The organism is Rhizobium sp. BK538 (assembly GCF_014197575.1).
Lineage (GTDB): Bacteria > Pseudomonadota > Alphaproteobacteria > Rhizobiales > Rhizobiaceae > Rhizobium.
Genome location: NZ_JACIFT010000009.1, coordinates 59,227 through 85,743, shown reverse-complemented (window position 1 = coordinate 85,743; position 26,517 = coordinate 59,227). Strand labels below are relative to the sequence as shown.

The following is a 26,517-nucleotide window of genomic DNA, read 5'->3' as shown; positions in this document are numbered from 1 at the left end:
CAAGTACGTCAATCGCACGGCGCTGCTGGCCTAAGGGCCTGGACGAACAACACCTTCCCGGAATGCGCGACATGCAAGCGCACAAGCGCTGGCGGCCTCCATCATAAAGCAGGTGCGATAGAAACTGCCCCCATTACCTTCCCGCTACCCCTTGGTTGGGCTAGTACCCGGTCATCTCCAGGTAACCCCTGCCACTGACACTGCCCTCGAAGGAGATCGGGCCTTCCCAGTACGGGACGGACGTTGACATCCACGCATGATCGTTCAGAGGATGGGTGGTGACGTCAAAGCCGCGACTGGGAATCTGGACGTTCCAAGAAACAGGAATTTGACGCCCTGCGACTTTGGCGGTTCGCACGGGAACGATCTTGAGAGCTGCCGCCGGCAAAGGGTCCGGTTGCCCGTCGGCGGTGATCCAGGTAGCCGAGGTAAATCCCTCTCCATCATTTCGCAGACGGAAGCCCATGAGCTTCTCACCTGTATCGAGATGTAGCGAGAACCAGTCCCAACCGGTCTGGTCTTGCGCAAGCGGCTGTGACGACCACTCGCGGTCAAGCCAAGCCTTCCCCGTCACCTCTACATTCCCGGCCGGTAGCGAAAGCGAGCCGGTCACCGCATAGAACGGTTGCGAATAGTAGTAGCTGGCCTGTCCCTTCGCTGACTTCAGCGAATAGCCGTTATCGCCCTGTGGCACCAGCGGGCCTGTGGCCATTAGGCGGAGTTTGTAGCCGAATTCCTCTGTGGTCGCAGTCAGGCTGAGGTCGGCCAGTTGATCCGCTCCCGGGGCGGCATGTCCCTTCATCTGCCAGTCATCGATCCAGGCCGAGAACGGCGCCGCGACAACCCCAGCCTGCCCCACTCCCCCGCGTGAAATACGTTCTGCGACGAAGTGGTTCTGTGAAGTGGTGACGGCTGCGTGACCCATCCAGAGCTGTGGGCTCGACCACTCGTTGGCCTCACCCGGAGCAAGCGCTGACCGGAAAAGGGTCCACTGCGCTCCGTATTGGGTTCCGTCGGGGGCTTCAAGATTGGCCGTTAGATACCACCACTCTATCCGGAAGTCCGGATGTGGGCCGTGGTCGGCGGGGAAACGGAACGGTAGGCCTGGCTTCGGCACCGAAAACCCTTCGGCCGGCGAGCCAAGGTCACCAAAACCCTCGGAGGCCGCTTGGCTCCCGGACAAGCTGGCCATGGTCGTCACCGCAAAAGCGATCACAGTCGATCTAACGCTCATTGGCAAATACCTTCAAAAGTTCCGACGGTGCGAGTCCCGCCAGCCGGCGAAGCGGAATCAATACGGAAACGACCGCAGCGGCGAGCGCGACTAGACCGAGGCGAACCCACTCATAGGGAAAGATAGACATAGGCAGACGCCAGCCGAAGGCTTCGACGTTGACCACCGCCAGAAGCACCCACGCCAGCGCCAGGCCGAGTGGCAAAGCGGCAACAAATGTCGCCAGCCAGAGGACCAGCGTCCTTAGAATTTCAAGAAGAGCGAGATCACGTCTCGTAACCCCCAAGGCCCACACGGGCGCAAGCTGCGGGAGCCGCATTTCTGAAAGCGTGAGGAGGCTCGAGAACATAGCCAACGCTGCAACCCCAAGCGTGAATATGCTCAACGCGCCAGTAACCGAGAATGTGCGATCGAAGATCCGCCGTGACTGTTCCTTCAGTGCCGCTTGATCGACGACGTTATCCGGTGGTAGTCCGAATTCGTCCGAGAGCCTCGATCGTAGGTCCGCAACCTGATCAGGCTGGATCCGCAGACCGTAGCGCAGGCGCGAGACCTGCGGGTAGCGAGAGATCAGGGCGTCTATTCCGGTGATGACCTGGCCTTTTGGGTTTCCGTAGTCCGAATAGACACCGACAACCGCCGCCCTCCAGCCGCTCGCCAAATCCAGCTGATCGCCGATGCGGAGCCGCTCCCGCCTCCAGAACTGTTCGTTGACCAGCACCCCTTGACCAGACGCCACCCGATCCCAGACACCCGGCATGCCAACGATCAGGGGCCAGTGCTTCCTGTAGGTCGGATCGTCAACGACACCGAAGATCTGGATCGGCTGCCCCCGGATCTCGGCATCTACGCTGGAGATCGGCAACACCGATTCCACCTTCGTTGCGAGCCATGTCCTGAGCCTGTCTGCCTCGCCCTCGTTCCGGGCAGAAACGTAAAGCTCGGCGGCGAGACGTTGGTCGAGCCAGCCAACGAAGGTGAGCCGGAAGCTCGACACCATGGTTCCGACGCCAACGTTTGCCGCCAGCGCAAGAAGCAATGCCATGAGCGCAAGGGAAAGTCCGGGGAGCTGCTGCCGCGCGTCGGCCCAGAACCACGTGACCAGCGCACGCGACGACGCCCGCTGCATTAAGGTGAGGAATCCGGAGAGCACGGTGGGGAGAAGTAGCGACGCCCCGAGCAGAAGACAGCCAAGAACGCCAAAGCCCGCCTCGAGTCCTTCAGCCCACAGAAGAAGAGCTCCCGAGAGGGCTAGCAAAGCCGCTGCGGCCAGCACCTGAAACCGCCGCCCCGCTTGCCACGATCGCCCCCAGGTCTGGGGCTGGGCGGCCGCGAGCAAAGGCACCCTCGTCAAGCGCAACAGGCTCTGTGCCGACGAAACCAATGTTCCGGCCATCGCGATGGCAAAACCAGAAACCCACCACTCCGGACGCAGGGAAAGCGTGCCAGGCACGCTGGCTCCGTAGAGTCCTTCGAGGGTCGCGGCCACTCCGGGGAGCAGCAGCGACGCGACCAGATATCCGATCGCGACGCCGACAGCCCCGGCAAAAAGCGCGAAAAGGACAAGCTCGCCGAGCAGCAGAGCCGCAAGCGCACGCAACGAAACTCCAAGGCAGCGAAGCGTCCTGAAGGTCGGCCGCCGTTGTTCGAAGGCGAGACCGATCGTCGAGTACACGATGAACAGCCCCACCGCGAAGGCGAGAAAACCGAAGGCCGTCAAGTTGAGATGGAAGCTCTCGGTAAGATGCTCGACGTCGGTTTGTGCATTCGGCTCGCGAACTGAGAGCGTTGGAACAAGCTTTTCAAGCGGCTCCAGACCGGATCGTTGGTTTTCGGCGATCACAATCCGACTGAGTTCGCCCTCTCTTCCTAATAGCTTTTGGGCCAAGCCGATGTCGATGAAGGCGGCGCCGTCCAGCATGCGATCCGAAACACGCAGTGCGAGATCCGTTTGTCCTCGCATTTTTTCCGCTGTACCTGGAGAGACGAACAGCATGCCCGGAGGCGTGATGAAGGAAAGCAAGTCTCCGGCATTTCCCAGGTCGACGATGTTAGTCTGGGCGGGCATCGTCAGTGGCTCGATGCCGATCACCCTTAACCGGGTGACTCCGAACCGATAGTCTCCCTCCAAAACTGGTGACACGTTCCAGCCCGCCCGTCTGAGCCGCACGAACGCGGACTGAGGAATCGAGCTGCCGTTTGGAGAAACCAGGTTCGCCAACCCGTTCTGGTCGAGCACAACCGCGGCGCGGGTGTAGCTCGCGCGGGCTTCTGCGTTGATCGCCTGCACTCCGGACCACAGGGCCGTCGCCAGCGCCAGGCCGGACAAGAGAGCGCCGAGCTGCAGCGGTCGTCGTCGCCAGTGGGACAGAAGTGCCGTGGCTGCGGTCCACATCTTCATTCGATCGTCCCGGACCGCAAATGCACCTGCCGGTCGAGCCTATCCGCCAGCCGTTGCGAGTGTGTCACCAGGAGCAGTGTCGATCCGGTTTGCTTCGACAGCGAGAGCATCAGTTCCAGGACAGCGTCTCCGTTGGCCTCGTCCAGGTTTCCTGTGGGTTCGTCCGCCAAGACCAAGCCGGGACGCGCGGCAAGGGTTCGTCCAATCGCCACCCGCTGCTGCTGTCCGATGGAAAGCTGCTCGGGATATCTGGTGAGCAATGTCCCGATTCCGAGGCGCGCCACGAGTTCATCTTCCCACGGCGGATCGTGGCGTCCCGCGAGCTTGGCGTGGAAAGCGATGTTCGCGGCCACGTCTAGTGACGGGACAAGGTTGAACTGCTGAAATACGAGGCCGACTTCTGTCCGCCTGTAGGCAGCGCGTTCCCCGTCGTTCAGCTTGGAAATGTCTCGCCCCCCGATCGCGATCTCGCCTGAGTCCGGTCGGTCGAGGCCGGCTACGAGATGCAGGAGCGTGCTCTTTCCGCTACCGGACTCCCCCGTCAGGGCGACTCTGTCTCCCGCGCCGAGATCGAGATCGATCCCTCTCAAGACTTCAAGCCGCCCTTCGGCAGTCTCATAGGATTTCCTAAGATTGCGGAGAGCGATCACAATAGCGGCCAAGATTAGGACGATTGCACATATTTAACTCTCCACAGCCGCTTGGAAAGGCCTACGGTGAGGAGATGCGAATACGGACGTCGAACGTCAGGCTCTTCGCAAAACGGCTCGTCTCCCGAAGGATATAAAGCTGTTTTTGGGGCCGTCTTAGCACCTTTTCTGGGATGGGCTTGGAGCCATGGAGAAGCGGGGGCCGATGCCCCACTTGAAAAAAAGTCGACGTCACATGGCGTCGCGCGAGTCCGGTGATTGCGAACGTTGATACATCGTCAGCGCCCACTGCGTTCGAAGCACGTCCAGATACAAGATGTAAACGTCACCCTCGCTGCCCCTGACCTTGAAGTATCGGTAGTCGGCGCCATGCCACTGATCGAGGTTTTCGCCCACTTCGACCTGCCGGCCGTTGAGGTAGAATCGTCGGAGCTTTTCGACACCACCTTCGTCCACGAAGGTTTCGACCTGAACTTGCATGGCGCGCTCGCTGTTCTCTCGGCCGAAAGGCGGCGAACCGCGCCTCCTGCCAGTCGAAGCGGGATCGTTCTTGGATAAATAGCTGAGGGTGGACGAGAAGAAAGGTGCACGGCGCCCCTCGCCGCATGTCTGGACGCTGTAGGACTGCTTGGGACGCCCTCCACCTGTTTTGCGCCGGGTTACGTGGGATGCCGCGATCGACATCAAACGGTGTGCCAACATCGATTGCAAGAGAGGCCATTCCGCCTATCTCACGAACGGTTCCGATCTGGAAAAAAGCCTTGCGACGTCTGCTGATCGTATCGATCCCGCGACCCGGCGAGTAAGGCCGGGGACAAGATAGAGGATCGCGGCCATCGTCACGACGCCAGTGAACCCGACATGCATTGCAAGCATTGCGGCGAGGATCGCGCTCAGCACCGCCGCACAGCCATTGATCCCCCACGCCTCATCAACAGGCAATTCGGGGTCTATTCTGTCTGAAGCAGCAACCACGATCCCGTTCCGCACCCACTCCCGCCGTTGCGGGAAGACGATCGAGCCGATCAGCGGGAGGCGTTCTCCAGTCAGACATGCCCCATCGAGACCGCAGTGGGCACGCCTTGCACTGAGATTAAAGAGATCGAGAATGGCATCCAGGCGGGCTGCTATGCGGCCAGCGATAGCCTCGCACCTTCAGGTGAGCCTTCATGTCGAATGGGCTTTTTGCGCGAAGATGCGTATGCGGGACCGCTGGCGGTGCCCGCTTCCGGTCGCTGCGCGACTCCATCGATACGAGCCTTATGTGGGTGCAGTCATGCTCTCACGCTGAATAAATCGGCTGCGGATGACATTTCGCATCTTTGGCTTTTGCTCCGATCGGCCAATGGCTGCCAGCAAGAGTGCGACCGCCGCCTGCCCCATTTCCTCTACCGGCTGCTCGATTGTTGAAAGCGGCGGCGAGCAGAATGCGCAAACGGGCGAACCGTCGAAGGAGACGATAGAGAGGTCGCCCGGGATCGTCAGGCCAAGACGTTGCATCCGGCTCATGAAGGAAATTGCCATATCGTCGCTGGTCGCGATTACCGCGGTCGGTTTATCCGCAAGATCAGCAAAATCACCAGCCGCTTGCACCCCGATGTCGAAACCTTGCTGATAATCCAGATTGCCGCCCGATCGGACCACGGCAGATTCTGACAATCCTGCTTCCTTCAACGCCTCAATGACGCCACTATAACGCTCGACGTCGTGATAGTTGCCCTTAGGGCCGGCAAGGTAGAGAAAACGGCGATGGCCAAGACGGATAAGGTGGGCGGTCACTTCCCGCACAGCCTCGCGGTCGTTCGTCACCACGCTCGGCAATCCCACATCGCTCATATCGAGCAGCAAGGAGACAATCGGCAGGCTGGCATTCGCAAGAGATCGTCCGTCGACCTCGGGCAGTTTCGACGATAGGATGATGGCGCCGCGAACGGTGCCGCCAAAGGCCAGATCGAGAATGTGCCGTTCCGACTCTACGTCACGGTCCAGGTTGGCAATCATCAGATTGTAGTCGTTCTGGATTAGAGCTTTGTTGATGCTTTGCAGCACCTGCGGGATGATCTGGGACACGCCGTAGTAGAGCGACCCCGGCAGAATGATCATGATGATGTTTGACTTGCCAACCCTCAAGCTGCGGGCCATGGCATTCGGTGTATAACCCAGTTGCTTGGCAGCCGCATCGATCTTGCGGCGCGTTTTTTCATTGACTCGTCCAGGATTGGCGAGCGCGCGGCTGACTGTCGATATTGCCACGCCCGCCAGGCGAGCGACATCCGCCATCAAAGGTCCTGATTGCTCTTCCACCGGCATAGCTTTGTTTCTTTTCACTTTTTCACTCTCATCCCGATGCCTGTCGCGCCGAATCCTAAGGCACTCGCGATCATTTAGCAAACGATTGCCAAAAACCACTTGCATAAAAAAGCGACTTGTCTAGTATCTGAGCACGGCAAACGATTGCCAACTGCAGAGCATTGAAATCATTGTGAATTACTTGCTGCGGATACCAGTTCGGCAGCCGACCCCCTGTGCCTGGAGAGCGGATAGCGTCATGACCTCAACCGAACGGCTTCGCTTTGGTGTCGATCTCGTCACCTTTTTCCACACCGATTTCTGGGGCGTGGAGGATTATGACGGCATCGTCGCCTTAGCCCGTAGCGAGCCGCGCGCCTTCTGGGACAAGATTCTCGATGCCGTACAAGCCTCCGGCGTCACCGGCGTCGAACTCACCTTCTCGCCCTTCAACTGGCAGGATGCGACGAAGACCTACGGTTCGGTCGAAGCATTCGCCGCCGAACTGTCCAGGCGGGGGTTGACGCTGGCGAGCGGTTTCTTCGCAGAACTCGAGGCGGCCGGCGATTTCACCGAAGCCGGAGCCCAAGCCGCCATCATCGAAAAGGCCGAGAAATACGCCGAATTCCTCAAGGCCTGCGGCAGCGACATCATGGTCATCGGCGCGCCGCTGCGCCAGACGCTTGGCGCCCAGCCTGTACGGTTTTTCGATTTCGAGCAGGCGCGCAAGATCGCCGATTTTCTCAATCGGCTCGGCGCGGTTCTCCACGCCAAGGGTGTTCGGCTGGCGCTCCATACCGAAGCCCATTCGATCTTTGCCGCCGCGCGCGATGTCGACCTGCTGATGCTGCTGACGGACCCGGCCTATGTGCATATGTGCCCGGACACGGCGCATATCATCGTCGCCGGCTCCGATCCGCTGCAACTCGTCGATCGCCATCATGAGCGCGTCATCATTGCCCATTGGAAGGATGCGCTCGGCCCGATGCCGGCCGACACGCCGATCGACGAACATATCCATGATCGCCACCGTCCCTATTTCTGCGGCTTCGGTCTCGGCCGTGTCGATTGGCCGGGCTGGATCAGGCTCTTGCGCGACCGCAGCTACGAAGGTTGGGCCATTCTCGAGCTGGACGCCGCACCCGACCCCGTCGACGACATCGCCAACGGGCTGACCCTCGTACGGCAAGCACTTCTGCCGATCTATCGCTGATATCTATGAACCCAAGACCATAGCCCCGCCAAGAGGGCTTTCTCAAAGAGGTGGAACGATGAAAGACACGATGAAACTCTTCCTGCTGGGCGCTGCGCTCTCGATAACCGTCGCCCCCGTTTACGCCGAAGACAAGCCAAAAGCCGAAGTGATGACCTCATGGACATCCGGCGGAGAGGCGGCGGCTCTTGATGTCATCAAGCGGGAGTTCGAAAAGCGTGGCGGGGCCTGGAAGGATTCCTCCATTGCGGGCTTCGGCGCAGCCGATGCCGCCTTCCAGAACCGCCTGGTTGCGGGTGATCCGCCCACCGCCAAACAGGCGGTCATCGGCCTTGCCAATGCCGATTTCGTCAATCAGGGCCTCCTGAACCCGATCGACGACGTCGCCGAAGCCGGCAAATGGACAAATGCCCTGCCGAAGTCGATCGCCGATCTCGTTTCCTACAATGGTAAGGTCTATCTTGCACCGACCGGTGCCCACGGCGAAAGCTGGGTATTCTATTCCAAGGAGGCCTTCGCCAAGGCGGGCGTGAGCGAGGAACCGGAGACCTGGGACGAATTCTTCACTGCCCTCGACAAGCTCAAGGCTGCCGGCGTGCAGCCGGTCGCCTGGGGTGGCCAATCCTGGCAGGAATCCAAGGTCTTCAATATGATCCTGCTCACCCAGGTCGGCATAGACGGCTTCCTGAAGATCTATGTCGACAAGGACAAGGACGAGGTGTCGACCGAAGGCGTGAAAAAGACGCTCGACATTCTCGGAAAGCTGCGGGCCTATGTCGATGAAGGTGCACCTGGCCGCAACTGGAACGACGCCACCGCCATGGTCATCACCGGCAAGGCGGGCGTGCAGTTCATGGGCGACTGGGCCAAGGGCGAATTCATCGCCGCCAGCAAGGAGCTGGGCAAGGACTATGGCTGCATGCTCGCGCCGCAGTCGCCGGGCATGGTCTATGTCGCTGACGCCTTCTCCTTCCCGAAGATCGCTGACGCAGCCTCCCAGAAGGGCCAGACCCTGCTTGCCGAAATTGCCATGGACCCCACCGTGCAGGTCGAATTCTCGCTCAAGAAGGGTTCCGTGCCGATGCGCACCGACGTCGACCAGTCGAGCCTCGACGTCTGCGCCAAGAAGGGGCTGGAGCTGATGAGCGCAGGCAAGATCGTGCCGGACCAGGCGCTGATCCTTTCGCCGCAGCAGGCCGGCGCGCTCAACGACTACGTTGATGAGTTCTGGACCAACCCTTCCGAGGACAGCACCTCCGGCGCCGAGAAATTCTTCGCGATCTTCGAATAGGGCCACGTGGCAGGCCGATTGGAAAGAAGAACGCCGATCGGCCCTGCACATTCCGTTTGAGAAAGTTTGCTCATGCAAGCCAGGCGCAGACGTTCCCCTGCCGCGACCATCGCGCTCCTGCCGACATGGATCGCAGCGATCTTCATCTACATCGGCACCATGGTTTGGTCCGTGAGGCTGTCGTTCACGGATTCGACCATCTTTCCATCATCCAACTATGTGGGCTTTGCCCAATATGCCAAGCTGTTCCGGACGTCGAGATGGCTCGCATCCCTGGAAAATGTCTTAATTTTCGGCGTGCTCTATGTTGCCGGCTGTCTCGCCCTCGGCTTCGTGCTGGCGGCCTCGCTTGACCGCAAGGTGCGCTTCGAAGCGGTGTTCCGCACCATTTTCCTCTATCCCTATGCCATGTCCTTCGTGGTCACTGGCCTCGTCTGGCAATGGATGCTGAACCCGACCTTGGGCATTCAGGCAAGCGTCAGGGCGTTGGGCTGGCAGAGTTTCGTATTCGACTGGATCGTTAGTCGCGACATGGCGATCTATACCGTCGTCTTCGCCGGCGTCTGGCAAGGGGCCGGTCTCGTCATGGTGATTGCGCTCTCCGGCATGCGCGCCATCGGCGAAGAACAGTGGAAGGCCGCGCAAATCGACGGTATCCCAGTCTGGCGCATCTATCTGTCGATCGTGCTGCCGCAGCTCGGTCCCGCGCTTGCGGCATCGGGGATGCTACTCTCCATGGGCGTGATCAAGACCTATGACCTCGTCGTGGCCTTGACTGGCGGTGGGCCGGGCAATGCGACAGAGGTGCCGGCGAAATTCATCATGGACAATCTGTTCGAGCGTCAGAATCTCGGTCTGGCAAGCGCCGGCGCCACGGTGCTAGTGCTCTCCGTCATCATGGCCGTCGTCCCGTTTCGTTATGCGCTCTCCATGCGCGCCAGAAGAAGGGGGGCGCACTGATGGCCACTCTTCACGCCCGCGGGCCGAAACCCTCGCGGCTCACCATCGGCCGCATCGGACTATACGCCTTCCTGATCCTTGCGGCGCTGTTCTTCCTGCTGCCGCTCTACACGATGCTCGTCACCTCCTTGAAGACGATGGAGGAGATCCGTCAGGGGCGCATCTTCGCCGTGCCTGAAATCATCGGTTTCAACGCCTGGAAAACTGCCTGGTCGGGGGCCTGCATGGGCACGCAGTGCCTGGGCGTGCGCATCGGCTTCTGGAACTCGGTGAAAATCACCGTGCCGGCGGTCGCCATTTCCGTCTTCATCGGCGCGATCAACGGCTATGCGCTCTCCTTCTGGCGACCGAGAGGTTCCGGCCTGCTGTTCGGGCTTCTGATGGCCGGCGGCCTGATCCCCTATCAGATCTTCCTCTATCCCTTGGTGCGCCTGCTTGCCAATCTGAGCCTCTACAACTCCGTGGCGGGCGTCGTCCTCGTCCATGTCATTTTCGGCCTGCCCTTGGTCACGCTGCTGTTCCGCAACTATTTCGTGGCGATCCCCGAAGAGCTCTGCAAGGCCGCTCGCGTCGACGGTGCCGGCTTCTGGCGCATCTTCCTCGAGATCATGCTGCCCATGTCGGTCCCGATGGTCGTCGTCGCCTCCATCTTCCAGTTCACCGGCATCTGGAACGACTTCCTGATCGGACTGGTCTTTGCCGGGCGGGACAATCTGCCGATGACGGTTCAGCTCAACAACATCGTCAACACGACCATGGGCGAGCGCGCCTACAATGTGAACATGGCCGCCACCATCCTGACCGCCGTCGTTCCGCTCGCCATCTATTTCTTCTCCGGCCGCTGGTTCGTGCGCGGCGTCGCCGCCGGCGCAGTCAAGGGATAATGCCATGCAGCCTGCCGTCTCCGTAAAGGACCTCAAGATCGCCTATGGCGATCACACCGTCATCGAAAAACTATCCATCGATATCGCGCCACGCGAATTCCTCGTGCTGCTTGGGCCGTCGGGTTGCGGAAAATCGACGCTACTGAACGCCATCGCGGGGCTACAGGACATTACCGACGGCGAGATGTGGATTTCCGGCAAAAATGTCACCTGGGACGAGCCGAAGGACCGCGGCATCGGCATGGTCTTCCAGTCCTATGCACTTTATCCCCGCATGACGGTCCGCAAGAACCTGTCCTTCGGCCTGCGTGTCGCGGGCTTGCCCAAAGCCGAAATCGACGCGCGCATCGCCCGCACGGCTTCGCTTCTGCATCTCGACACGCTGCTCGACCGCCGGCCATCGGAGCTGTCCGGGGGCCAGCGCCAGCGCGTCGCGATCGGTCGCGCTCTGGTGCGGGAGGTGGACGTCTTCCTGTTCGACGAACCACTCTCCAACCTTGACGCCAAGCTGCGCAACGAATTGCGCGTGGAGATCAAGAAACTGCATCAGAGCCTCGGCAACACGATGATCTACGTGACGCACGACCAGGTCGAGGCGCTCACGCTTGCCGATCGCATCGCCGTCATGAAGGACGGCGTGATCCAGCAGTTCGCCACTCCGTCCGAAATCTACCATCGCCCGGCCAATCTCTTCGTCGCAGGCTTCATCGGCGCGCCGGCGATGAATTTCATCGAGGGGAGGATCGTCGTCGACACCGGCACGCCCACCTTCGAAAGCAACGGGCTGAAGATCAATCTTTCCGGCTATCCCTTGCTGACCTCCATCAAGGCAGGCCCCGCCACGCTCGGCATCCGGCCGGAACATCTCGCGCCCGACGGCGCGGAAAGGGGGTGGCCGACCATTCCGGGCACCGTCTCCGTTGTCGAGCCTATGGGCGCCGACACGGTGATCTGGTTCGACTGGGCCGGCGACAGCCTGTCCAGCCGGGTGATGGGCGATGTGACTTTTGTACCGAACACGCGGATCGCGCCTGGTCTCGATATTGCCAAGGCCTCTCTTTTCGACGCCGACGGCGTCCGCCTCTAGCACCGCTTTCAGATCATACGGAAATTGCTCATGTCTCAGACTGTCTACGATGCGTTGGTGATCGGCTCCGGCGCAGCAGGCTCCTTCGCCGCCAAGGAATTGACGGCACAAGGCCTGTCGGTGCTGCTGCTCGAGGCAGGCCGTGCCGTGACGCACGATGACTTCGATCCTGCTCGCAAGAAAGCACCGGCCAGCAGCATCAATATCTGGGAGCGGGCGCGCGCGACGATTAAGGGGCAACCCATCCAGGCACGCGCGGCCTTCTTTACCGAACGCTTCAGCCATTTCTTCGTCAACGACCGGAAGAACCCCTATACGACGCCGAGGGATGCGCCGTTCCTGTGGATTCGGGGCCGTCAGGCTGGCGGGCGCCTGCACAGCTTCGGCCGTGTCTTGCTGCGCTGGACCGATGATGATTTCAAGATCAAGTCGCGAACCGGCAAGGGAGTCGACTGGCCCATTTCCTACGACGAGCTCGAACCCTACTACAACGAAGTCGAATCCTGCCTTGGGCTCTATGGCAATGAGGACGGCGTGGAGACCTTGCCCGACGGCGTCTATGCGCACCCCGCGGGGCTGACGCCAGCCGAAGAGATCTTCAAGGCCGACGTGGAGGCCCGTTGGCCAGAGCGGCGCGTTGTCTCCTGGCGCTATGTCGCTCCCGACGCCGAGCGCACGCCGAAGCCCTTGCGAGAGGCGCAGGCGACCGGCCGCCTCACCATCCGCCATAACGCCATCGTACGCCGGATCACGACGGATGACGGAGGCGGCCAGGCGGCCGGTGCGGAATTCATCGACGCCGTGACGGGCAAAGTAGAGATTGCCCGTGCGGCACTGGTGGTGCTTTCGGCATCACCCATAGAAAGCGTCCGGCTGCTTCTCAATTCGGTATCCGCCAGACATCCCGAGGGACTGGGCAATCGCTCAGGCACGCTCGGGCGCTATTTTATGGACCAGCTTCCCTGTCTCGCCTTCGGCTCCTTCCAAAAGGCCAAAGGCTGGGCCCATGATGCTTCCGCACCGACCGATCCATTCTATAACCCCTCAGGGGGCATTTTCATTCCGCGTTTCGGCAAGAATGACCCCAGCCGCGGCGATTTCGATTTCCAAGGCAGCGTGGGGCGGGCACCGACACCGGACAATCAGCCGTCCCGGCTCGCTTTCTTCGGTTTCGGCCGCATGCTGCCCTATGCCGACAATCGCATCACGCTCGATATCAGGCGCAAGGACGCCTGGAACATTCCCGTTCCGCACATACGCTGCGCCATGCACGATGAGGAACATGCCCTGCTGGCGCAACAGGAAAAGACCATGATCGACCTGGTACATACCGTCGGGGGTGAACTGGAGTTCATCGGCTCCCCCGCAGGCCTCAGAGAAATGGGCCGCGGCGCCTTTCCCGATGCCGATCCGTTCAGCCGCTTCATGTTCCGCAGATGGTTCGGCAAGACCATGTGCATGGGAGCGGCGATCCACGAAACCGGCGGCGCGCGAATGGGGGACACCCCAGAGAATTCGGTCCTCAATCCCTACAATCAGCTCTGGGATGCGCCAAATGTCATCGTCGCGGACGCCAGCGCCTTTCCCGGCAGCGGCATCGCCGGGACAACACTCACGGTCATGGCATTGACGATCCGCGCCTGCCGGAATCTCATTGACCAGCACCGAACAGGTCGCGTGTAGAAACTATTTGGCGACCAAAGTGCACTTCTGCGCCTTGAAGGGATCTGAACCGCCGCCCCACCTTGATCGAACCGGCCGTCGCCCTCGCGACATGGTGTTCAACGACTCGGTTGTTTTCACATCGACCAGAGAATCGAAAGGGGAGCGGCGTGCAACTTCTCTCCAAACGGGGTCACGCCAATTCGAACCCGGCGCCGACCCCAGCCGCGGCCGACATCGATACGCCAGAATCGAGCCTGATCCGAGCCGGCATCTTCGGCCGGAACCGTGTTATGTCGCGCCAATCAGGCGGGCTTGAAGAAGATCGAGCTTTACGTGTCCGTAGATCCGGCGCTTTGCCGGCTTGAGCTTGGTAGTCTGCCCCTCGGTTTGTCCATTGGACCATGGTGAGACGATCGCTGCCCAGACTGCCTGTATATCTTTCGCCACGCCATTGCCAAAGGAGGAAACAGACCGTCGCGGGCACGATCGATCCACGACACGAGCTGGCTTTCTGCCTTGCGCCGGATCATCAGATGGAAGTCGGGCGGTCCTTGACGCGACCTGGGATATCCGCAATTTACCTCAGTCATCTCTGGAGCCTGAGGTACATTCGGTCGGGATGGTGAAATGCTTCCCTCGGCGGATATTCCCGAGAAATGCACTGGCTTTGCGGGATTGTAGCCAATTGCAAAAGCCATAGCCTTTGGCATACGCGGGATTTTCGACAGCTCGCCAATTCCGTGCATATTGAACTGCAAAACCATGTACCCCCCAGTCTCGGAACTGGTCGACATGTGTGAGTTCATGCGCCCAAGCGGAGACGTTAGCGGCCGCCTTAGCTTCGCGAAACACAACTACGTCGATCAGCGTGACCGCGTCTGCAAAGCCTCCCTCTAGCAGGAGAGCAAGGTTTAGAGAGCCGCCGTTGCCGATCTTGTACCGGACACGGTTCATCGAGTCTTCGGTCGCGTAGCCGGTCAGTTGCTGTCGAATATAGGGAGGGATCGGCATTGATCCGCTGATCGCGTTGTTACGACTCCACACAATAGCTTTTTCCAGCATTGGCCCAGTCAGAACATCGGCTTGCAGCTCATTGAGAGCGGCGGCGATGCTGTTAATGGTGTTCGCGACTGCATTCGATGAGTCTGGAATGCCTAAATCCATCAGCACAGGATCACTGCTGTCCACATGGTTATGCTTTGAGGTGAAACTTGGGCTAGCAGTCCCCTCGCGGGCAAACGTGTTCGACGACGGCACGAGCGTCCAGAACACGATCGCGATAGAGAAGATGATGGAAAGGCCGAGTTGGGAAATTGTCGCGGTTGTGGTTCGGTCAATTGGCATAACCAGGTCCCTCGGCCGATATCCTATCATACCGACTGAATAGCGAAAATAAGCAAGATCGACGCAAAAGCGCTCGAAGAGGCGCAGTTGAAGCCGCATTAGGACTTCGCGACGCACAATCCTTCGTCCAACTGATTACCGCACAATTGCTTGGCATTGATCGCGTGCGATATCCAACATTCTCGGCAGCGACGCGGCGCGGGATTTGCGGCGGCTGCTCATCGTTGGAGCCACGACCGTCGTCCGCTGGGCGAGGCGACGCGGCGCGCCGGGCTGGTACCTGGCTGGCAAGAATGCTTCTGACGAAACCGCCAAAGCTGATTGCAGTCGCTCAGGCCAGCAAATTGGCGCGTATCGCCTGGGCTCTCATGGCCCGCGGGGGCGCAGCGCAAGACCCGGCTCGTTACGTGCTGGCATCGGGTCGAGCGGACGTTTCGGTTGCGCTGGATCACAACGTTTACGCGGGCGCGAACGAATGGGCGCATCTGCGCGCGGCAATGGTTTGGAGCGCGGAGGTGTGGCGATGTATCATCGTCACGAAATGTAAAGGAGAGTTGTTTTGCTTGAGAGCCTCGATGGTGAGGCGTATTGTCCGCGCGTTGCCCGCTCTAGGGCACTGCTCATCAATCTGGGCCCTGCCCTTGTGGGGCTCTTTTTTCAGCTCGCTCCTCGCGACTCGGCAATATCATCCGGCAAGATGTGAAGCCGAAGCTCAGGGGCAGCTATCACAAGGGCTGCCCAGGCATCGGCTGCCTCCACGTGAAATTCAAGAGATTCCATCGAGGTCATAAGCGCACGATGGAACGACGGCGCATTCGACCAACTCCATTGGTGGCTCAGGAGCATGGCGGCGAGATCTCCGACTGTATCAGCGTGTCGATAGCGGCCGGTGTTGCCTTCAAATTCGACATCTATCGGGCTGATATAAACGGGGACCTCGCCAGCCACGCCCCCAATCTCCCTTGGCAATCTTATAAATTAGTAAATTGCCGATCCGTTTTGTCCAGTGCAATGAGCTGACTGAACGCTTGACTGCCCCACAGAAAAGAACAAAATAGGAACCTTATGATTGATGGCTCGCGGACTGGTGTCCGATGGAGGCCGTCGTCACGCAAGAATGGAGGTCCTTACTTATGCTGATGCGTCTTCCAAAGCGGACCACGGATGCAGAAACAGCTTTTAACGATTGGTGGACTGCGCAGTCCAAGGAATTCAAGGGAAGCCATGACAAGGGCGACCTGCAGCGAGGCTTCAAGGCGGGGTTTGCGGCCGGTCGCAGGAAGAAGGTTCGCCGCTTTACCTTCACGGCGGGGAAAATGAGGGTTACGGTGTGGGCCGCGAACCAAGGAACGGCAAAGGCGCTGGCATCTCAGGAAGCAGACAGGAGAGCAGCCGCGGTTGGGATTTCCCCGCCACGAGCCGGTTGGACACTGCGTTTGGTCGCGAGCGCCGGACCATGAGCCGTGGTAGGCAGGAAGCAGCGGATATCGCTGAAGCGCTTGGGAACCATTTCAAGGAGCAGGTCGCCGACACTGAACGAGCAGCAGCCTAAAGCGAAGATTGTCTGCTGGTAGCTTGCGCTCCTCTGTCCTCGGCGGAGCTGTGCGTCGTGGTCAGTAGTGCCGTTTTGCCGATGCTCAAGAAACCCACCCGATCTCTTGATCGGACAATCAATCGACAGATGATGGGTCGTGCAAAGTTTGAGTTGACCGTTTTCGATGGCAAGGCGACACTTGCAACCTGCAGCAAGGCAGGAGGAAAAGAATGATGGACGAGCCAGACCGCTGGCGCCACATGGCAAGCGCGCCGAAAGACGGAAGTCGGATCCTCGTCACGATCTACCCGTCCGAACAGGGGCCGGCAGCCGTTGACCTCGCGTATTGGTCGAATGGCGATCAGTTCGGTGCAGAAGGCTGGCGCGCCTCTGATTCCTCACCGGGCCGCATCATTGGATACGCCGAGCCGGAATTGAAGTGCTGGATGCCGATGCCCTCGGCCAATCTCAATCGCACTTCGATGCCCTCACCCTGGGAAGGCGACGACGCCCTGCAGCTCGACGGGTCAGGAATTTAAGAACGCGCGCCGCTTGCTTGCCTCTCTGTTCCTAAGGCACTGACGCCAAGCGCGATCAAGGCGCTGCGCGAGAAAAATCATGTGAGTCAGCCAGTTTTGCGGCATCAGGTAGCAAAGACCACCGGAGGGCATCGACCGCGGTCCAAGTTCGCGCTCGACGATGGCAGAGGTGAAAGCTGCCGCGCGCCATCGCTTTGAATCTCCACGACACGAACGCTAACTGTGCTTTCGATTGTCCACACGGATCGTGCCGATGAAGACCAAATCGAAATCTGGTCCTACATGCTGTTGAAAACATAGTCGCACCAGATCGAGTTCTCGATGCGATTGAGGCCCGCTGGCAGCATCTTGCACGACACGCTTACTCGGGCGTGGCGCGCGACGATATCGCACCGGGTATTCGGTATCTGGTCTCAGGCGAGTATCTAACTCTTTATCGGCTCACCGGCGGCGCAGTCGAAATCATCCGAGTGCTGCACGGGCGCCGAAAGATCTCCCCCAAGTCGTTGTTTAAGGGCTGGCCTCGTAGCGGCGAGCTTACCGGGGCACTTCAGCTCGAACACTGCGCCGCGCGGACCAATTCGCATCTCCGTCATGAATGACGTCGCCTGGAGTGGCACGTCGATATCGTGGCCGACGAGCACGATTGGCCGTTAAACACCGCGATGTCCGAGAAGCAGGAGCTTGATGTCGCAGGCCATGCTCCATTGTCGTAACCTCCAGCCGGTTTCGATGAGCAACCTGCATCCCGATAATCCGAGGCGATCACGCCGAAGCCTCTCTTTACCAGAAGCGGCGTGACCTTGCGCCACAGATGGCTTGTCTGCGGGAAACCATGAACCATGGAAGGCCGCTTTTGGCCTGCCTCCCTCCGTCCGGAGACGCAACGTCACGTCATCCTTGATGGTTGCGATGGCAGGCGAGAGATCATGCGAGAGTTACCCCTTGCCTCTCGCCTATCAAGAGCAGCTGCAGCTTCAGCTGGCTACCCGCCTCCGATCTTTATCGGACCGAAAACCGAACCCGCCTGGCGATGCGTTCTTGCGACATGAGTTGCACGACAGGCTCCACCACGGGAAACGACTGTCAATTCGGCAAACCGATCATCGGTCTATCGAACGCGTTGTCATCCAATCGTTCCTGAGCGAAGGGAATGATTGACCACTGCCACTTCCCCCAGCCGCAGAAATGGACGCCGCTGCAAGTTTTGGGATCGGAAGCTAACGACACGCAGCGCGTAAGGCATTAGAAAAGAAGCATAATAGCGCATGGCAAGAGGCTGAGTGCATGACGAATGCACTTGTGGTGCAACAAGGCAAACCGTGAGGGGCGCATCAATGAAAGCTATCCGTCTGATAATGCGAGCCGCGAATGATCCCTGCCGAGCTCTTGATCGCGAGGAGGTACTCGCGGCGGCGTTTCGCGATTTCGTGCAAAGGACCCTCGCGGCGGGGTGGAATGAACCGGAGGTCGCCCTGACTTTGGCTGATATCGCCGATGACTACGTCATGGCACTCGCTCGGCGGGCTGCGGTAAACTAGTATCAAGTACCGACGCGCGTCGCGGGAAGCGAGCGCGAAGACTGCCGCAACCCTTCGGCTCTCCCGACTGCCGCTTAGCAGATCTGCAGAGCGGCAGTCGGATCTGGCAGCGTAGGAAAAGGTTCACGCACTGGTCAGTACCATTTTACTTGAGAGCAGCCTACTCCCGGGCGACGGCTGCCGGGCCTGATCCACGAGCAGTCATTCTATGCAACGGCGGCCACGACCCGAAGCTGCGCGTGAAAGCAGCTTCGGGGACTACTTTCCGTCAAGCCACTCCTGCAGTTCTGCCTCAGCCCGCTCCAGAGCGCTGTAGTTCAGGAGTTTGCGCAGGAAAGCGACGGTGACGGCGCGGGCGCGGAGATTGAAGCGGCCGTCCTCATGGTCATCGCCGGCGCTCTGGTAGACGTCGAGCTTGTCGTAGAGTTGCTGCAAGCGGTTCTGCACACTGCGCAGCGAGAGGCTCCGACGTTTGGCGATGGCCCGGTCCGTGAGACCCAGCGCGATATCGACGAGGATCTCGTATTCGGAATCGGTGAAGCCGTTCGTCTGGCCGAGGCTCTTTTGCTGCAGGCCCCGCACCTCGCGGTCGATGACGCACTGGCTCTCGATGAAGATCGAGCGTAGCGCAAGCTTCAGCCGCTCGTCGGAGGCAGATTTGAGCACATAGCCATAGGCGGCGCCGTCCGGCACGATGCGGGAGACGCCGCGCACATAGGCCTCGTCCGAGTAATTCGACCAGAACAGGATGCGGGTCTCCGGCCGCTCCTTCCAGATCGTGCGCGCCGCCTCGATGCCGTTGCGGCTGGCCATCTGCAGGTCCATGACGATATGCGCCGACTTGTGGTCGCGGGCAAGCTTCTCGCCGACGGTTCCGTTCTCCGCCTCGATCACCGTGTCGCATTCTGGCAGGGCAGCGTTGACCGCCTCGTGCAGATAGGACCGGTGCAGCGGGTCGTCCTCGACGATCAGAACCTTCATCATGCCCCTCTCCTCAGTTTGGCCCGCTCGCCGGGTCGTGCGGCACGAGCGGCAGCACGACCCGCACAACAGTCCCGCGATTGTTGTGACCTGGCCCGGTCGTGAAGCGCGCCGAGATCAGCCGCGCACGGGTCTTCATGTTGTCGATGCCTCCGCCAATCCGTCCCCGCGCCTTGGCGAGCCCGGTCCCGTCATCGGAGACCTCGATCGACAGCCGTTCGTCGTCGGCCCCGAGCCGCACCATGATAGCCAGGGGGGCGGCATGACGCACCGCATTGTTGATCGCCTCCTGCGCGATCCGGAATAAGGCAATGCTGACGGTCGGCTCCAGTCGCTCCAGCGCGCCATTCGTCTCGTCGACGAGGCCCCATTCGATGCCCGATCCCGTGTCGCGGGTCGATCGGTCCAGATGATGCTCGATCGCTTGGGAAAGGCCGAAGAGCTGCAGCACGGAGGGTTTTGCCTGCTCGATGATCTGCCGCAGATCCTGCATGCAATGCTGGAGAGAACGTGACACGGGCTCCAGCGCCTCGGGCGCAACCTCGCCGTTGCGCGACAGCCGATCGATCCGGCGGGCGAGCCGTGTCAGGTCGGCGAGCGTCTGGTCGTGCAGGTCCATGCCGATCCGCTGACGCTCCTGCTCCAGTGCTTCGGTAAGCTTCAGCGCGCCTTGCCGCAACCCCTCCTCGCGGGCGCGCGCCTCCGCCTCCACGATGGCCGACCGTTGGGCCTGCTCAGCCGCCTGCAGCGCGAAGAAATAGGGCGTCAGCAGGTCGGCGATGATGCGGGCGCGTTCGATATCCTCCATTGTATAGACGCTCGCCCTTTGCGATGAACAGGAGAGCGCCGCGATGATCGTGCCCTGCACCTTCATCGGTACATGCAAACGGCTCCTCAGCGACTGTTCGACGATCGGCCGCTTGAATGCGCCCTCGAAGTGGAAACGCGGGTCCGTCATGGCGTCTTCCGCCAGGAGAAAGTCCACCTCGCCCCAGAGCAGCGAGCGGATGGGGCTGTTGACCACAGGCGCACCAGCAAGGTCGCCCCAGGCGGTCTCGATGCCAGTCTCGTAGGCCGTGTGATAGTTACCGTCCTCAAGCAGCACACAGACATCGAGATGGTCGTGCGGGATGATATGGGCGACCTCGGCCGCGACGGAACGGATGGCCGAGCGGAAGTCTAGCTGGCCCGCGAGCAGCCGGGAAATGCCGAGATAGTGGTCGAACATGGCTGCGGGTGCGAGATGCAGCATCGTCAGTTCCTCCCCGAGATGGCAGGCTCCTCAACCCGCCGCGATCGCTTCGCAGTAAGCGCCAGCGGAAGCGCCGCCGTCTTGCGTAAACCCGCAGCTTGTTAGGCAAAACCCGCAAACGACTTGCCGCCTTGCCCCTGTACAGGCCGGTCGATCTCCCGCATCCTGCCCTTACTGAGAGGAGGATGCTCAGTGCAAGAACAATTTTCACTCGAACCCGATTGGGCGAGGCAGGAGTGAAGCGATCCGCCGACCGGCGCGATCATGAGGGAGGAAGACATGACAATTCGTAAGATGCTTCTGGCATCGGCCGCTATCGCTTGCGCCGCGATGCCCGTTTCCGCCTTTGCCGACACGTCGGCCAAGAAAATCGCCCTTTCCAACAACTATGCCGGCAACTCCTGGCGCCAGGCGATGCTGACGAGCTGGGGCAAGGTGACGGGTGAAGCCGTCAAGACCGGCGTCGTTGCCAGCGCCGATCCTTTCACCACCGCCGAGAACCAGGCGACGGAACAAGCCGCGCAGATCCAGAACATGATTCTGCAGGGCTATGACGCGATCGTGCTGAACGCCGCCTCGCCGACGGCGCTAAACGGCGCGGTCAAGGAAGCCTGCGACGCCGGCATCACCGTCGTTTCCTTCGACGGCATCGTGACGGAACCCTGCGCCTGGCGCATCGCCGTCGACTTCAAGGAAATGGGCCGCAGCCAGGTGGAATACTTATCGAAAAAACTCCCGGACGGTGGCAACCTGCTCGAGATCCGCGGCCTTGCTGGTGTCTTCGTCGACGACGAGATCTCGGCGGGCATTCACGAGGGCGCCAAGCAGTTCCCGCAGTTCAAGGTTGTCGGTTCCGTTCACGGAGACTGGGCGCAGGACGTGGCGCAGAAGGCGGTTGCAGGCATCCTGCCGAGCCTGCCCGATATCGTCGGCGTGGTGACGCAGGGCGGCGACGGTTATGGTGCCGCACAGGCGATTGCCGCGACCGACCGGAAGATGCCGATTATTGTCATGGGCAACCGCGAAGATGAACTGAAGTGGTGGAAGGAGCAGAAGGACGCGAAGGGCTATGAGACCATGTCCGTGTCCATTGCACCCGGTGTCTCCACGCTCGCCTTCTGGGTCGCCCAGCAGATCCTTGACGGCAAGCAGGTCAAGAAGGACCTCGTCGTGCCCTTCCTGCGCATCGACCAGGACAATCTCGAAACGAACCTCGCCAATACCCAGGCCGGCGGCGTCGCCAACGTGGAATACACGCAGGCGGACGCAATCAAAGTCATCGAGTCGGCAAAGTAAATCTCCCGGCGACTGCCGCGTGCCGCAAATGGCTGCGCGGCATTTTTGCAAGCAGATGTGGCGGGCAGCATGAATGACGTTTTGAAGGCGGTGATCGCGGTCGATGGCGCCAAGGTGAGCTTCGGCGCGGTCAGGGCACTCGACGGCGTTACGCTTCGCGTCATGCCGGGCGAATGCGTCGGGCTCGTCGGACACAATGGAGCTGGCAAGTCCACGATCGTCAGCGTGATCAACGGCGGCCTCACACCGCACGAAGGAAGCATCGCCAGCGACGGTGAGCCGCTGGAGCGCTACGGCATCAACGTGGCGCGAGCCCGCGGCGTGCGCTGCGTCTTCCAGGAACTTTCGCTCTGCGCCAACCTCTCCATCGTCGAGAATACGCGCATCATGCATCGCCATCTCGGTGGCTTCGGCTGGCGGAGGCGCGCGGCAAAAATCATCGAGAAGAGCCTCGATACCGTGTTTCCCAACCACGGCATCGACAGCAGTCGGGCCGTGGGAGATCTTTCGATCGCCGAGCGGCAGATGGTCGAGATCGCCATGGCCTTTTCCGATGCCGGCATTGCGCCGCGGCTGGTGATCCTCGACGAACCGACCTCGTCGCTCGACGCAAGCCTTGCTCGCCAGATGCTCGACCATGTCCGCCGCTTCATCGCCGCGGGCGGGTCCGTCATCTTCATATCGCATATCCTGCACGAGATCCTCGAAACCTCCGACCGCATCGTCGTCATGAAGGACGGCCGCGTCGCAGCCGAACGTCCGGCGCGCGGCTTCGATCATCACGGCCTCGTGGAAGCCATGGGCACCGTTGCGAAAGAGGAGACCGGGCAGGCTTCGGCGCGCGAACAGTCCACCGCTCCGCTTATCCTGTCCCATCAGGCCGCAGGCCTTTCGTTCACAGCGCGCAAGGGTGAGATCATCGGACTGACGGGTCTTGCGGGCCACGGGCAGACCGAGCTCCTGCTCGCCCTGCATGCCGCCCAGTCCGGCAACTGGCTGCCTCAGCGCGATCCGCAGGTCACCTTCGTCGCCGGCGATCGCCGCCTCAACGGCGTCTTGGAACTGTGGAGCATCCTGCGCAACTTCTCCATCGCCTCGCTCGGCGACCTGTCCCGGCGCGGCGTCATTCTCGTGAGAGAAGAGGAGACAAAAGCCGCCGACTGGAAGCGGCGGATCGAGATCCGCACGCCCGATATGGACAACCGCATCCTGTCACTTTCCGGCGGCAACCAGCAGAAGGTGCTCTTCGCACGCGCTCTTTCGACGCGCGCACCGATCGTCCTGATGGACGATCCGATGCGCGGCGTCGACGTCGGGACCAAGCAGGAGGTCTACGCGATCATCCGCGAGGAAGCGGCGCGCGGCCGCACCTTCATCTGGTACTCGACGGAAATGGACGAGGTCCGCCTCTGCGACCGCGTCTACGTGTTCCGAGAAGGCAGGATCACGGCCGAACTCGTCGGCGACGCCGTCAATGAGAAGAACATCATCGCCGCCTCCTTCGAGGGGGTCGCCGCATGACGTTCCGGCTCTCGTCCGACGCCATGCGTCTTGCCATTCCCGCCCTGTCGCTGACGCTGCTGCTCGCCGCCGTCTTCTGGCTGCAGCCGCGCGCCATGAGCTATGTCGGGCTTAACCTGCTGTTTAACCTGGCTGTGCCCATCGCGCTTGCGACGATCGCCCAGATGCTCGTGATGGCGGTGAACGATCTCGATCTTTCGATGGGAACCTTCGTCAGCTTCGTCGCCTGCGTAACCGCGACCTTTCTGCGGGATGCCCCCGTGACCGGCATTGTAATCCTTGCCGGCGCGATCGCGACCTATGCGGCGCTCGGCGTTGTCATCCATCTGCGCAACCTGCCGTCCATTGTCGTGACCCTCGGCATGAGTTTCGTATGGGGCGGCCTTGCCGTACTGCTGCTGCCGGCACCCGGCGGGCAGGCGCCGGACTGGGTGCGCTGGCTGATGACCGTCAAGCCGCCGCTAGCGCCGATGGCGATCGTCGCCAGCATCGTCATCGCCGCCGTCGCCCACCTCGTTGTCATGCGGTCCTCGCTCGGCGTGCTGATCCGGGGCATCGGCGGCAACCAGCGCTCGGTCGAGCGCGCCGGCTGGTCGATTGTCGGGGCGCGCGCCGCCGCCTATAGCCTTGCCGGCTTCTTCGCGGTGCTGGCTGGCATCGCCCTCGTCGGCCTGACCACCTCAGCCGACGCCAATATCGCGCTGCGCTACACGCTGCTGTCGATTGCCGGCGTGATCCTCGGCGGCGGCGAGTTCATCGGCGGCCGCGTCTCACCCATCGGTGCCGTCATCGGCGCGCTGACGCTGACGCTCGCCGGCTCTTTCTTGTCCTTCCTACGCATCTCGCCGGACTGGCAGATCGGGGCTCAGGGCGCCATCTTAATCATCGTGCTCGCGCTCCGCCTGATGCTGAACCGTCTCGAGAAGCGGGAGAAACGCCGATGACCCCCATGCTGCGTCTTTTCGGCAAACCCTGGATCTGGTCATGGCTTGCCGCCTTTGTCGTCTGGTTCCTGACGATCATCGTGACGCTCGGCGCCAGCACGCTCGGCCTGTCGCAGGCCGCTCTCACCTTCGCGGCCTTCTCGGTCGTCGTCGGCATCGGCCAGATGTTCGTCATCACGCTCGGTCCCGGCAACATCGATCTCTCGGTTCCCGCCACCATGACGCTTGCCGGCACGGTGGCGCTGAAGCTGATGAATGTCGAAAACGGCATGATCCTGCCCGGGCTTCTTGTCGTCATCGTCATCGGCCTCGTCGTCGGCCTCTGCAACTATGCGCTCATCAAGGCGCTACGCATTCCGCCGATCATCGCGACGCTTTCGATGAGCTTCATCGTACAGTCCGCCGCGATCTGGACGAACCGGGGATTGCGCATCAAGCCTCCGAGCATGCTTGCGGAGTTCACGACGTCGAACACGCTTAGCGTGCCGAACGTGGCGATCGTCGCGCTCCTCATCTCGATCCTTGCCTGGTTCCTGCTCGAAAAGACGATCTACGGGCGCTGGATCTCGGCGATCGGCCAGAGCATGCCGGCCGCGCGTATGGCGGGCATACCGGTCGACGGCACGCGCTTCGTCACCTACCTCTTCTGCGCCGTGCTCGCGTCGGTCGCAGGCTATCTGCTTGCCTGCTTTTCCGGCGGTGCGGCGCTCAACATGGGCTCGGAATATCTCCTGATGTCGATCGCCGTCGTCGTGATCGGCGGCACGGCGGTCGCCGGCGGCGATTCCAACGTGCCGGGCATATGGGGCGCGTCGCTCTTCATGTTCCTGGTCGTCTCCATGCTCAACACCTACGGGCTCGGCGCGGGCATCCGCCTCATCATGACCGGCCTCATCATCATCAGCGTCATCATGCTCGCCGGCGGTCGCCGAGCCGGCATGCGATAAACGGAAAGACCGCCATGGCCGAGGCCAGCATCTACGAAATTCACGACCCGCGTTTCCGGCAGATGATCGTGACGAGCGCCGGTCTCGACGAACTCTATTCCGGCTGCCGCTGGGCGGAGGGTCCCGTCTGGTTCAACGACGCGAACCAACTTCTGTGGAGCGACATCCCCAACCAGCGGATGCTGCGATGGACGCCCGAGAGCGGCATCTCGGTCTATCGGCAACCGTCCAACTTCACCAATGGCCATACGCGCGACAGGCAGGGACGGCTCGTCTCCTGTGAGCATGGTACACGCCGCATCACGCGCACTGAAGTCGACGGCTCGATCACCGTGCTCGCCGACCGTTTCGAGGACGCGCGGCTCAATTCGCCGAACGACGTGGTGGTGAAGTCCGATGGCACGATCTGGTTTACCGATCCCACCTACGGCATCATGTCGGACTACGAAGGCTATCGCGCGGAGCCGGAGCAACCGACCCGCAACGTCTACCGGCTCGATCCGGCGACCGACGAGCTTACGGCGGTCGCCACGGATTTCAACCAGCCGAACGGCCTCGCCTTCTCGCCCGACGAGACCATTCTCTACGTGGCGGATTCGGCAGCAAGCCACGACGAAAGCCTGCCACGCCACATCCGCGCTTTCGACGTGGTCGACGGTCGCAGGCTCACGAACGGCCGCGTCTTCTGCCTGATCGACAATGGCATTCCAGACGGCATCCGCACGGACGTGAACGGCAACCTCTGGTCGAGCGCTGGGGATGGCGTGCATTGCTTCGACCCGACGGGTAAACTGATCGGCAAGATCCGCGTACCGCAAACCGTCGCAAACCTCACCTTCGGCGGCCCCAAACGCAACCGGCTGTTTATTGCAGCAACCCGCTCGCTCTATTCACTTTACGTCGCCGTGACCGGCTCTCAGATGCCGTAAGGTGCCCACCTTAAT

At 61.1% G+C, this 26,517-nt stretch carries 22 protein-coding genes and 4 pseudogenes; 16 read left to right on the top strand and 10 right to left on the bottom strand.

Features of this window, described 5'->3' with window-relative positions; translation table 11 throughout:
- Window positions 1-160: 160 nt before the first annotated feature.
- The 5 genes from FHX09_RS12980 to FHX09_RS12960 form a co-directional block, all read right to left on the bottom strand.
- Complete coding sequence (locus FHX09_RS12980; protein ID WP_184450116.1) at window positions 161-1,234, bottom strand: lipocalin-like domain-containing protein; 1,074 nt, start codon at window positions 1,232-1,234, stop codon at window positions 161-163.
- Window positions 1,224-3,635 carry an ABC transporter permease gene (locus FHX09_RS12975; protein ID WP_184450114.1) on the bottom strand — a complete coding sequence of 804 codons (2,412 nt, stop codon included), beginning with the start codon at window positions 3,633-3,635 and terminating at the stop codon, window positions 1,224-1,226. The genes FHX09_RS12980 and FHX09_RS12975 overlap by 11 nt, the downstream gene beginning before the upstream one ends.
- On the bottom strand, window positions 3,632-4,288 hold the full coding sequence (locus FHX09_RS12970) for an ABC transporter ATP-binding protein (protein ID WP_184450226.1): 657 nt from the start codon (window positions 4,286-4,288) through the stop codon (window positions 3,632-3,634). The genes FHX09_RS12975 and FHX09_RS12970 overlap by 4 nt, the downstream gene beginning before the upstream one ends.
- 228 nt (window positions 4,289-4,516) lie before the next feature.
- Window positions 4,517-4,765 carry a hypothetical protein gene (locus FHX09_RS12965; protein ID WP_007787895.1) on the bottom strand — a complete coding sequence of 83 codons (249 nt, stop codon included), beginning with the start codon at window positions 4,763-4,765 and terminating at the stop codon, window positions 4,517-4,519.
- A gap of 780 nt (window positions 4,766-5,545) precedes the next feature.
- Entirely contained in the window at window positions 5,546-6,613 is a 1,068-nt protein-coding gene (locus FHX09_RS12960; protein ID WP_132591431.1) for a LacI family DNA-binding transcriptional regulator, read from the bottom strand.
- Window positions 6,614-6,833: 220 nt separating this feature from the next.
- Here FHX09_RS12960 and FHX09_RS12955 point away from each other — a divergent pair, with 220 nt between their 5' ends.
- The 6 genes from FHX09_RS12955 (at window position 6,834) to FHX09_RS12930 (ending at window position 13,692) form a co-directional block, all read left to right on the top strand.
- Window positions 6,834-7,787 carry a sugar phosphate isomerase/epimerase gene (locus FHX09_RS12955; protein WP_132591337.1) on the top strand — a complete coding sequence of 318 codons (954 nt, stop codon included), beginning with the start codon at window positions 6,834-6,836 and terminating at the stop codon, window positions 7,785-7,787.
- Between the two features lie 58 nt (window positions 7,788-7,845).
- Window positions 7,846-9,078: an ABC transporter substrate-binding protein gene (locus FHX09_RS12950; RefSeq protein ID WP_132591335.1), complete on the top strand. Its 1,233-nt coding sequence runs from the start codon at window positions 7,846-7,848 to the stop codon at window positions 9,076-9,078.
- Window positions 9,079-9,150: 72 nt separating this feature from the next.
- A complete protein-coding gene (locus FHX09_RS12945) occupies window positions 9,151-10,038 on the top strand; it encodes a sugar ABC transporter permease (protein ID WP_132591333.1) in 888 nt (295 codons plus the stop codon).
- A complete protein-coding gene (locus FHX09_RS12940) occupies window positions 10,038-10,922 on the top strand; it encodes a carbohydrate ABC transporter permease (protein WP_184450112.1) in 885 nt (294 codons plus the stop codon). Before FHX09_RS12945 ends, FHX09_RS12940 begins: the two co-directional genes overlap by 1 nt.
- Before the next feature lie 4 nt (window positions 10,923-10,926).
- Complete coding sequence (locus FHX09_RS12935) at window positions 10,927-12,009, top strand: ATP-binding cassette domain-containing protein (protein ID WP_132591329.1); 1,083 nt, start codon at window positions 10,927-10,929, stop codon at window positions 12,007-12,009.
- Between the two features lie 30 nt (window positions 12,010-12,039).
- Window positions 12,040-13,692 carry a GMC family oxidoreductase gene (locus FHX09_RS12930; protein WP_184450110.1) on the top strand — a complete coding sequence of 551 codons (1,653 nt, stop codon included), beginning with the start codon at window positions 12,040-12,042 and terminating at the stop codon, window positions 13,690-13,692.
- Between the two features lie 270 nt (window positions 13,693-13,962).
- On the opposite strand, the pseudogene FHX09_RS12925 reads toward FHX09_RS12930, so the two are convergent.
- Together FHX09_RS12925 and FHX09_RS12920 are read right to left on the bottom strand one after the other, a co-directional pair.
- Window positions 13,963-14,142: pseudogene (locus tag FHX09_RS12925) on the bottom strand (ISL3 family transposase); the annotation flags it as partial.
- 114 nt (window positions 14,143-14,256) lie between these two features.
- On the bottom strand, window positions 14,257-15,018 hold the full coding sequence (locus tag FHX09_RS12920) for a DUF4157 domain-containing protein (protein WP_246699432.1): 762 nt from the start codon (window positions 15,016-15,018) through the stop codon (window positions 14,257-14,259).
- Between the two features lie 202 nt (window positions 15,019-15,220).
- On the opposite strand from FHX09_RS12920, the pseudogene FHX09_RS29830 reads away from it, so the two are divergent.
- A pseudogene (locus tag FHX09_RS29830) lies at window positions 15,221-15,401 on the top strand (IS110 family transposase); the annotation flags it as partial.
- A gap of 1 nt (window position 15,402) precedes the next feature.
- Here the strand turns inward: FHX09_RS29830 and FHX09_RS29825 are convergent.
- Window positions 15,403-15,543: pseudogene (locus tag FHX09_RS29825) on the bottom strand (ATP-dependent DNA ligase); the annotation flags it as partial.
- Between the two features lie 1,242 nt (window positions 15,544-16,785).
- Between FHX09_RS29825 and FHX09_RS12915 the strand changes: the two are divergent.
- From FHX09_RS12915 to FHX09_RS29820, 4 genes and pseudogenes are all read left to right on the top strand, one after another.
- The gene (locus FHX09_RS12915) at window positions 16,786-17,091 is read left to right on the top strand and encodes a hypothetical protein (protein ID WP_037081534.1); all 306 of its coding nucleotides are present in this window, start codon (window positions 16,786-16,788) and stop codon (window positions 17,089-17,091) included.
- An 18-nt stretch (window positions 17,092-17,109) separates the two neighbouring features.
- Window positions 17,110-17,187 (top strand): annotated as a pseudogene (locus FHX09_RS30475) (transcriptional regulator); the annotation flags it as partial.
- 176 nt (window positions 17,188-17,363) lie between these two features.
- A complete protein-coding gene (locus FHX09_RS12910) occupies window positions 17,364-17,693 on the top strand; it encodes a type II toxin-antitoxin system RelE/ParE family toxin (protein WP_246699438.1) in 330 nt (109 codons plus the stop codon).
- A 735-nt stretch (window positions 17,694-18,428) separates the two neighbouring features.
- On the top strand, window positions 18,429-18,632 hold the full coding sequence (locus FHX09_RS29820) for a hypothetical protein (protein WP_132591321.1): 204 nt from the start codon (window positions 18,429-18,431) through the stop codon (window positions 18,630-18,632).
- A gap of 258 nt (window positions 18,633-18,890) precedes the next feature.
- Here FHX09_RS29820 and FHX09_RS12900 read toward each other — a convergent pair whose 3' ends face one another.
- Complete coding sequence (locus tag FHX09_RS12900; protein ID WP_132591427.1) at window positions 18,891-19,613, bottom strand: response regulator transcription factor; 723 nt, start codon at window positions 19,611-19,613, stop codon at window positions 18,891-18,893.
- A 13-nt stretch (window positions 19,614-19,626) separates the two neighbouring features.
- The gene (locus tag FHX09_RS12895) at window positions 19,627-20,865 is read right to left on the bottom strand and encodes a sensor histidine kinase (protein ID WP_132591319.1); all 1,239 of its coding nucleotides are present in this window, start codon (window positions 20,863-20,865) and stop codon (window positions 19,627-19,629) included.
- Window positions 20,866-21,144: 279 nt separating this feature from the next.
- Between FHX09_RS12895 and FHX09_RS12890 the strand changes: the two genes are divergently transcribed.
- The 5 genes from FHX09_RS12890 to FHX09_RS12870 all read left to right on the top strand — a co-directional run bounded on the left by FHX09_RS12890 (window position 21,145) and on the right by FHX09_RS12870 (window position 26,502).
- Window positions 21,145-22,161: an ABC transporter substrate-binding protein gene (locus FHX09_RS12890; protein WP_184450109.1), complete on the top strand. Its 1,017-nt coding sequence runs from the start codon at window positions 21,145-21,147 to the stop codon at window positions 22,159-22,161.
- Between the two features lie 69 nt (window positions 22,162-22,230).
- Window positions 22,231-23,682: a sugar ABC transporter ATP-binding protein gene (locus FHX09_RS12885; protein WP_184450107.1), complete on the top strand. Its 1,452-nt coding sequence runs from the start codon at window positions 22,231-22,233 to the stop codon at window positions 23,680-23,682.
- Window positions 23,679-24,626 (top strand): ABC transporter permease, encoded by a 948-nt coding sequence (locus tag FHX09_RS12880; RefSeq protein WP_184450105.1) that lies wholly within the window; start codon window positions 23,679-23,681, stop codon window positions 24,624-24,626. Before FHX09_RS12885 ends, FHX09_RS12880 begins: the two co-directional genes overlap by 4 nt.
- Window positions 24,623-25,573, top strand: coding sequence for an ABC transporter permease (locus tag FHX09_RS12875; protein WP_132591311.1), 951 nt, complete (start codon window positions 24,623-24,625; stop codon window positions 25,571-25,573). Before FHX09_RS12880 ends, FHX09_RS12875 begins: the two co-directional genes overlap by 4 nt.
- Window positions 25,574-25,587: 14 nt before the next feature.
- Window positions 25,588-26,502: an SMP-30/gluconolactonase/LRE family protein gene (locus tag FHX09_RS12870; protein WP_184450103.1), complete on the top strand. Its 915-nt coding sequence runs from the start codon at window positions 25,588-25,590 to the stop codon at window positions 26,500-26,502.
- Window positions 26,503-26,517 lie beyond the last annotated feature (15 nt).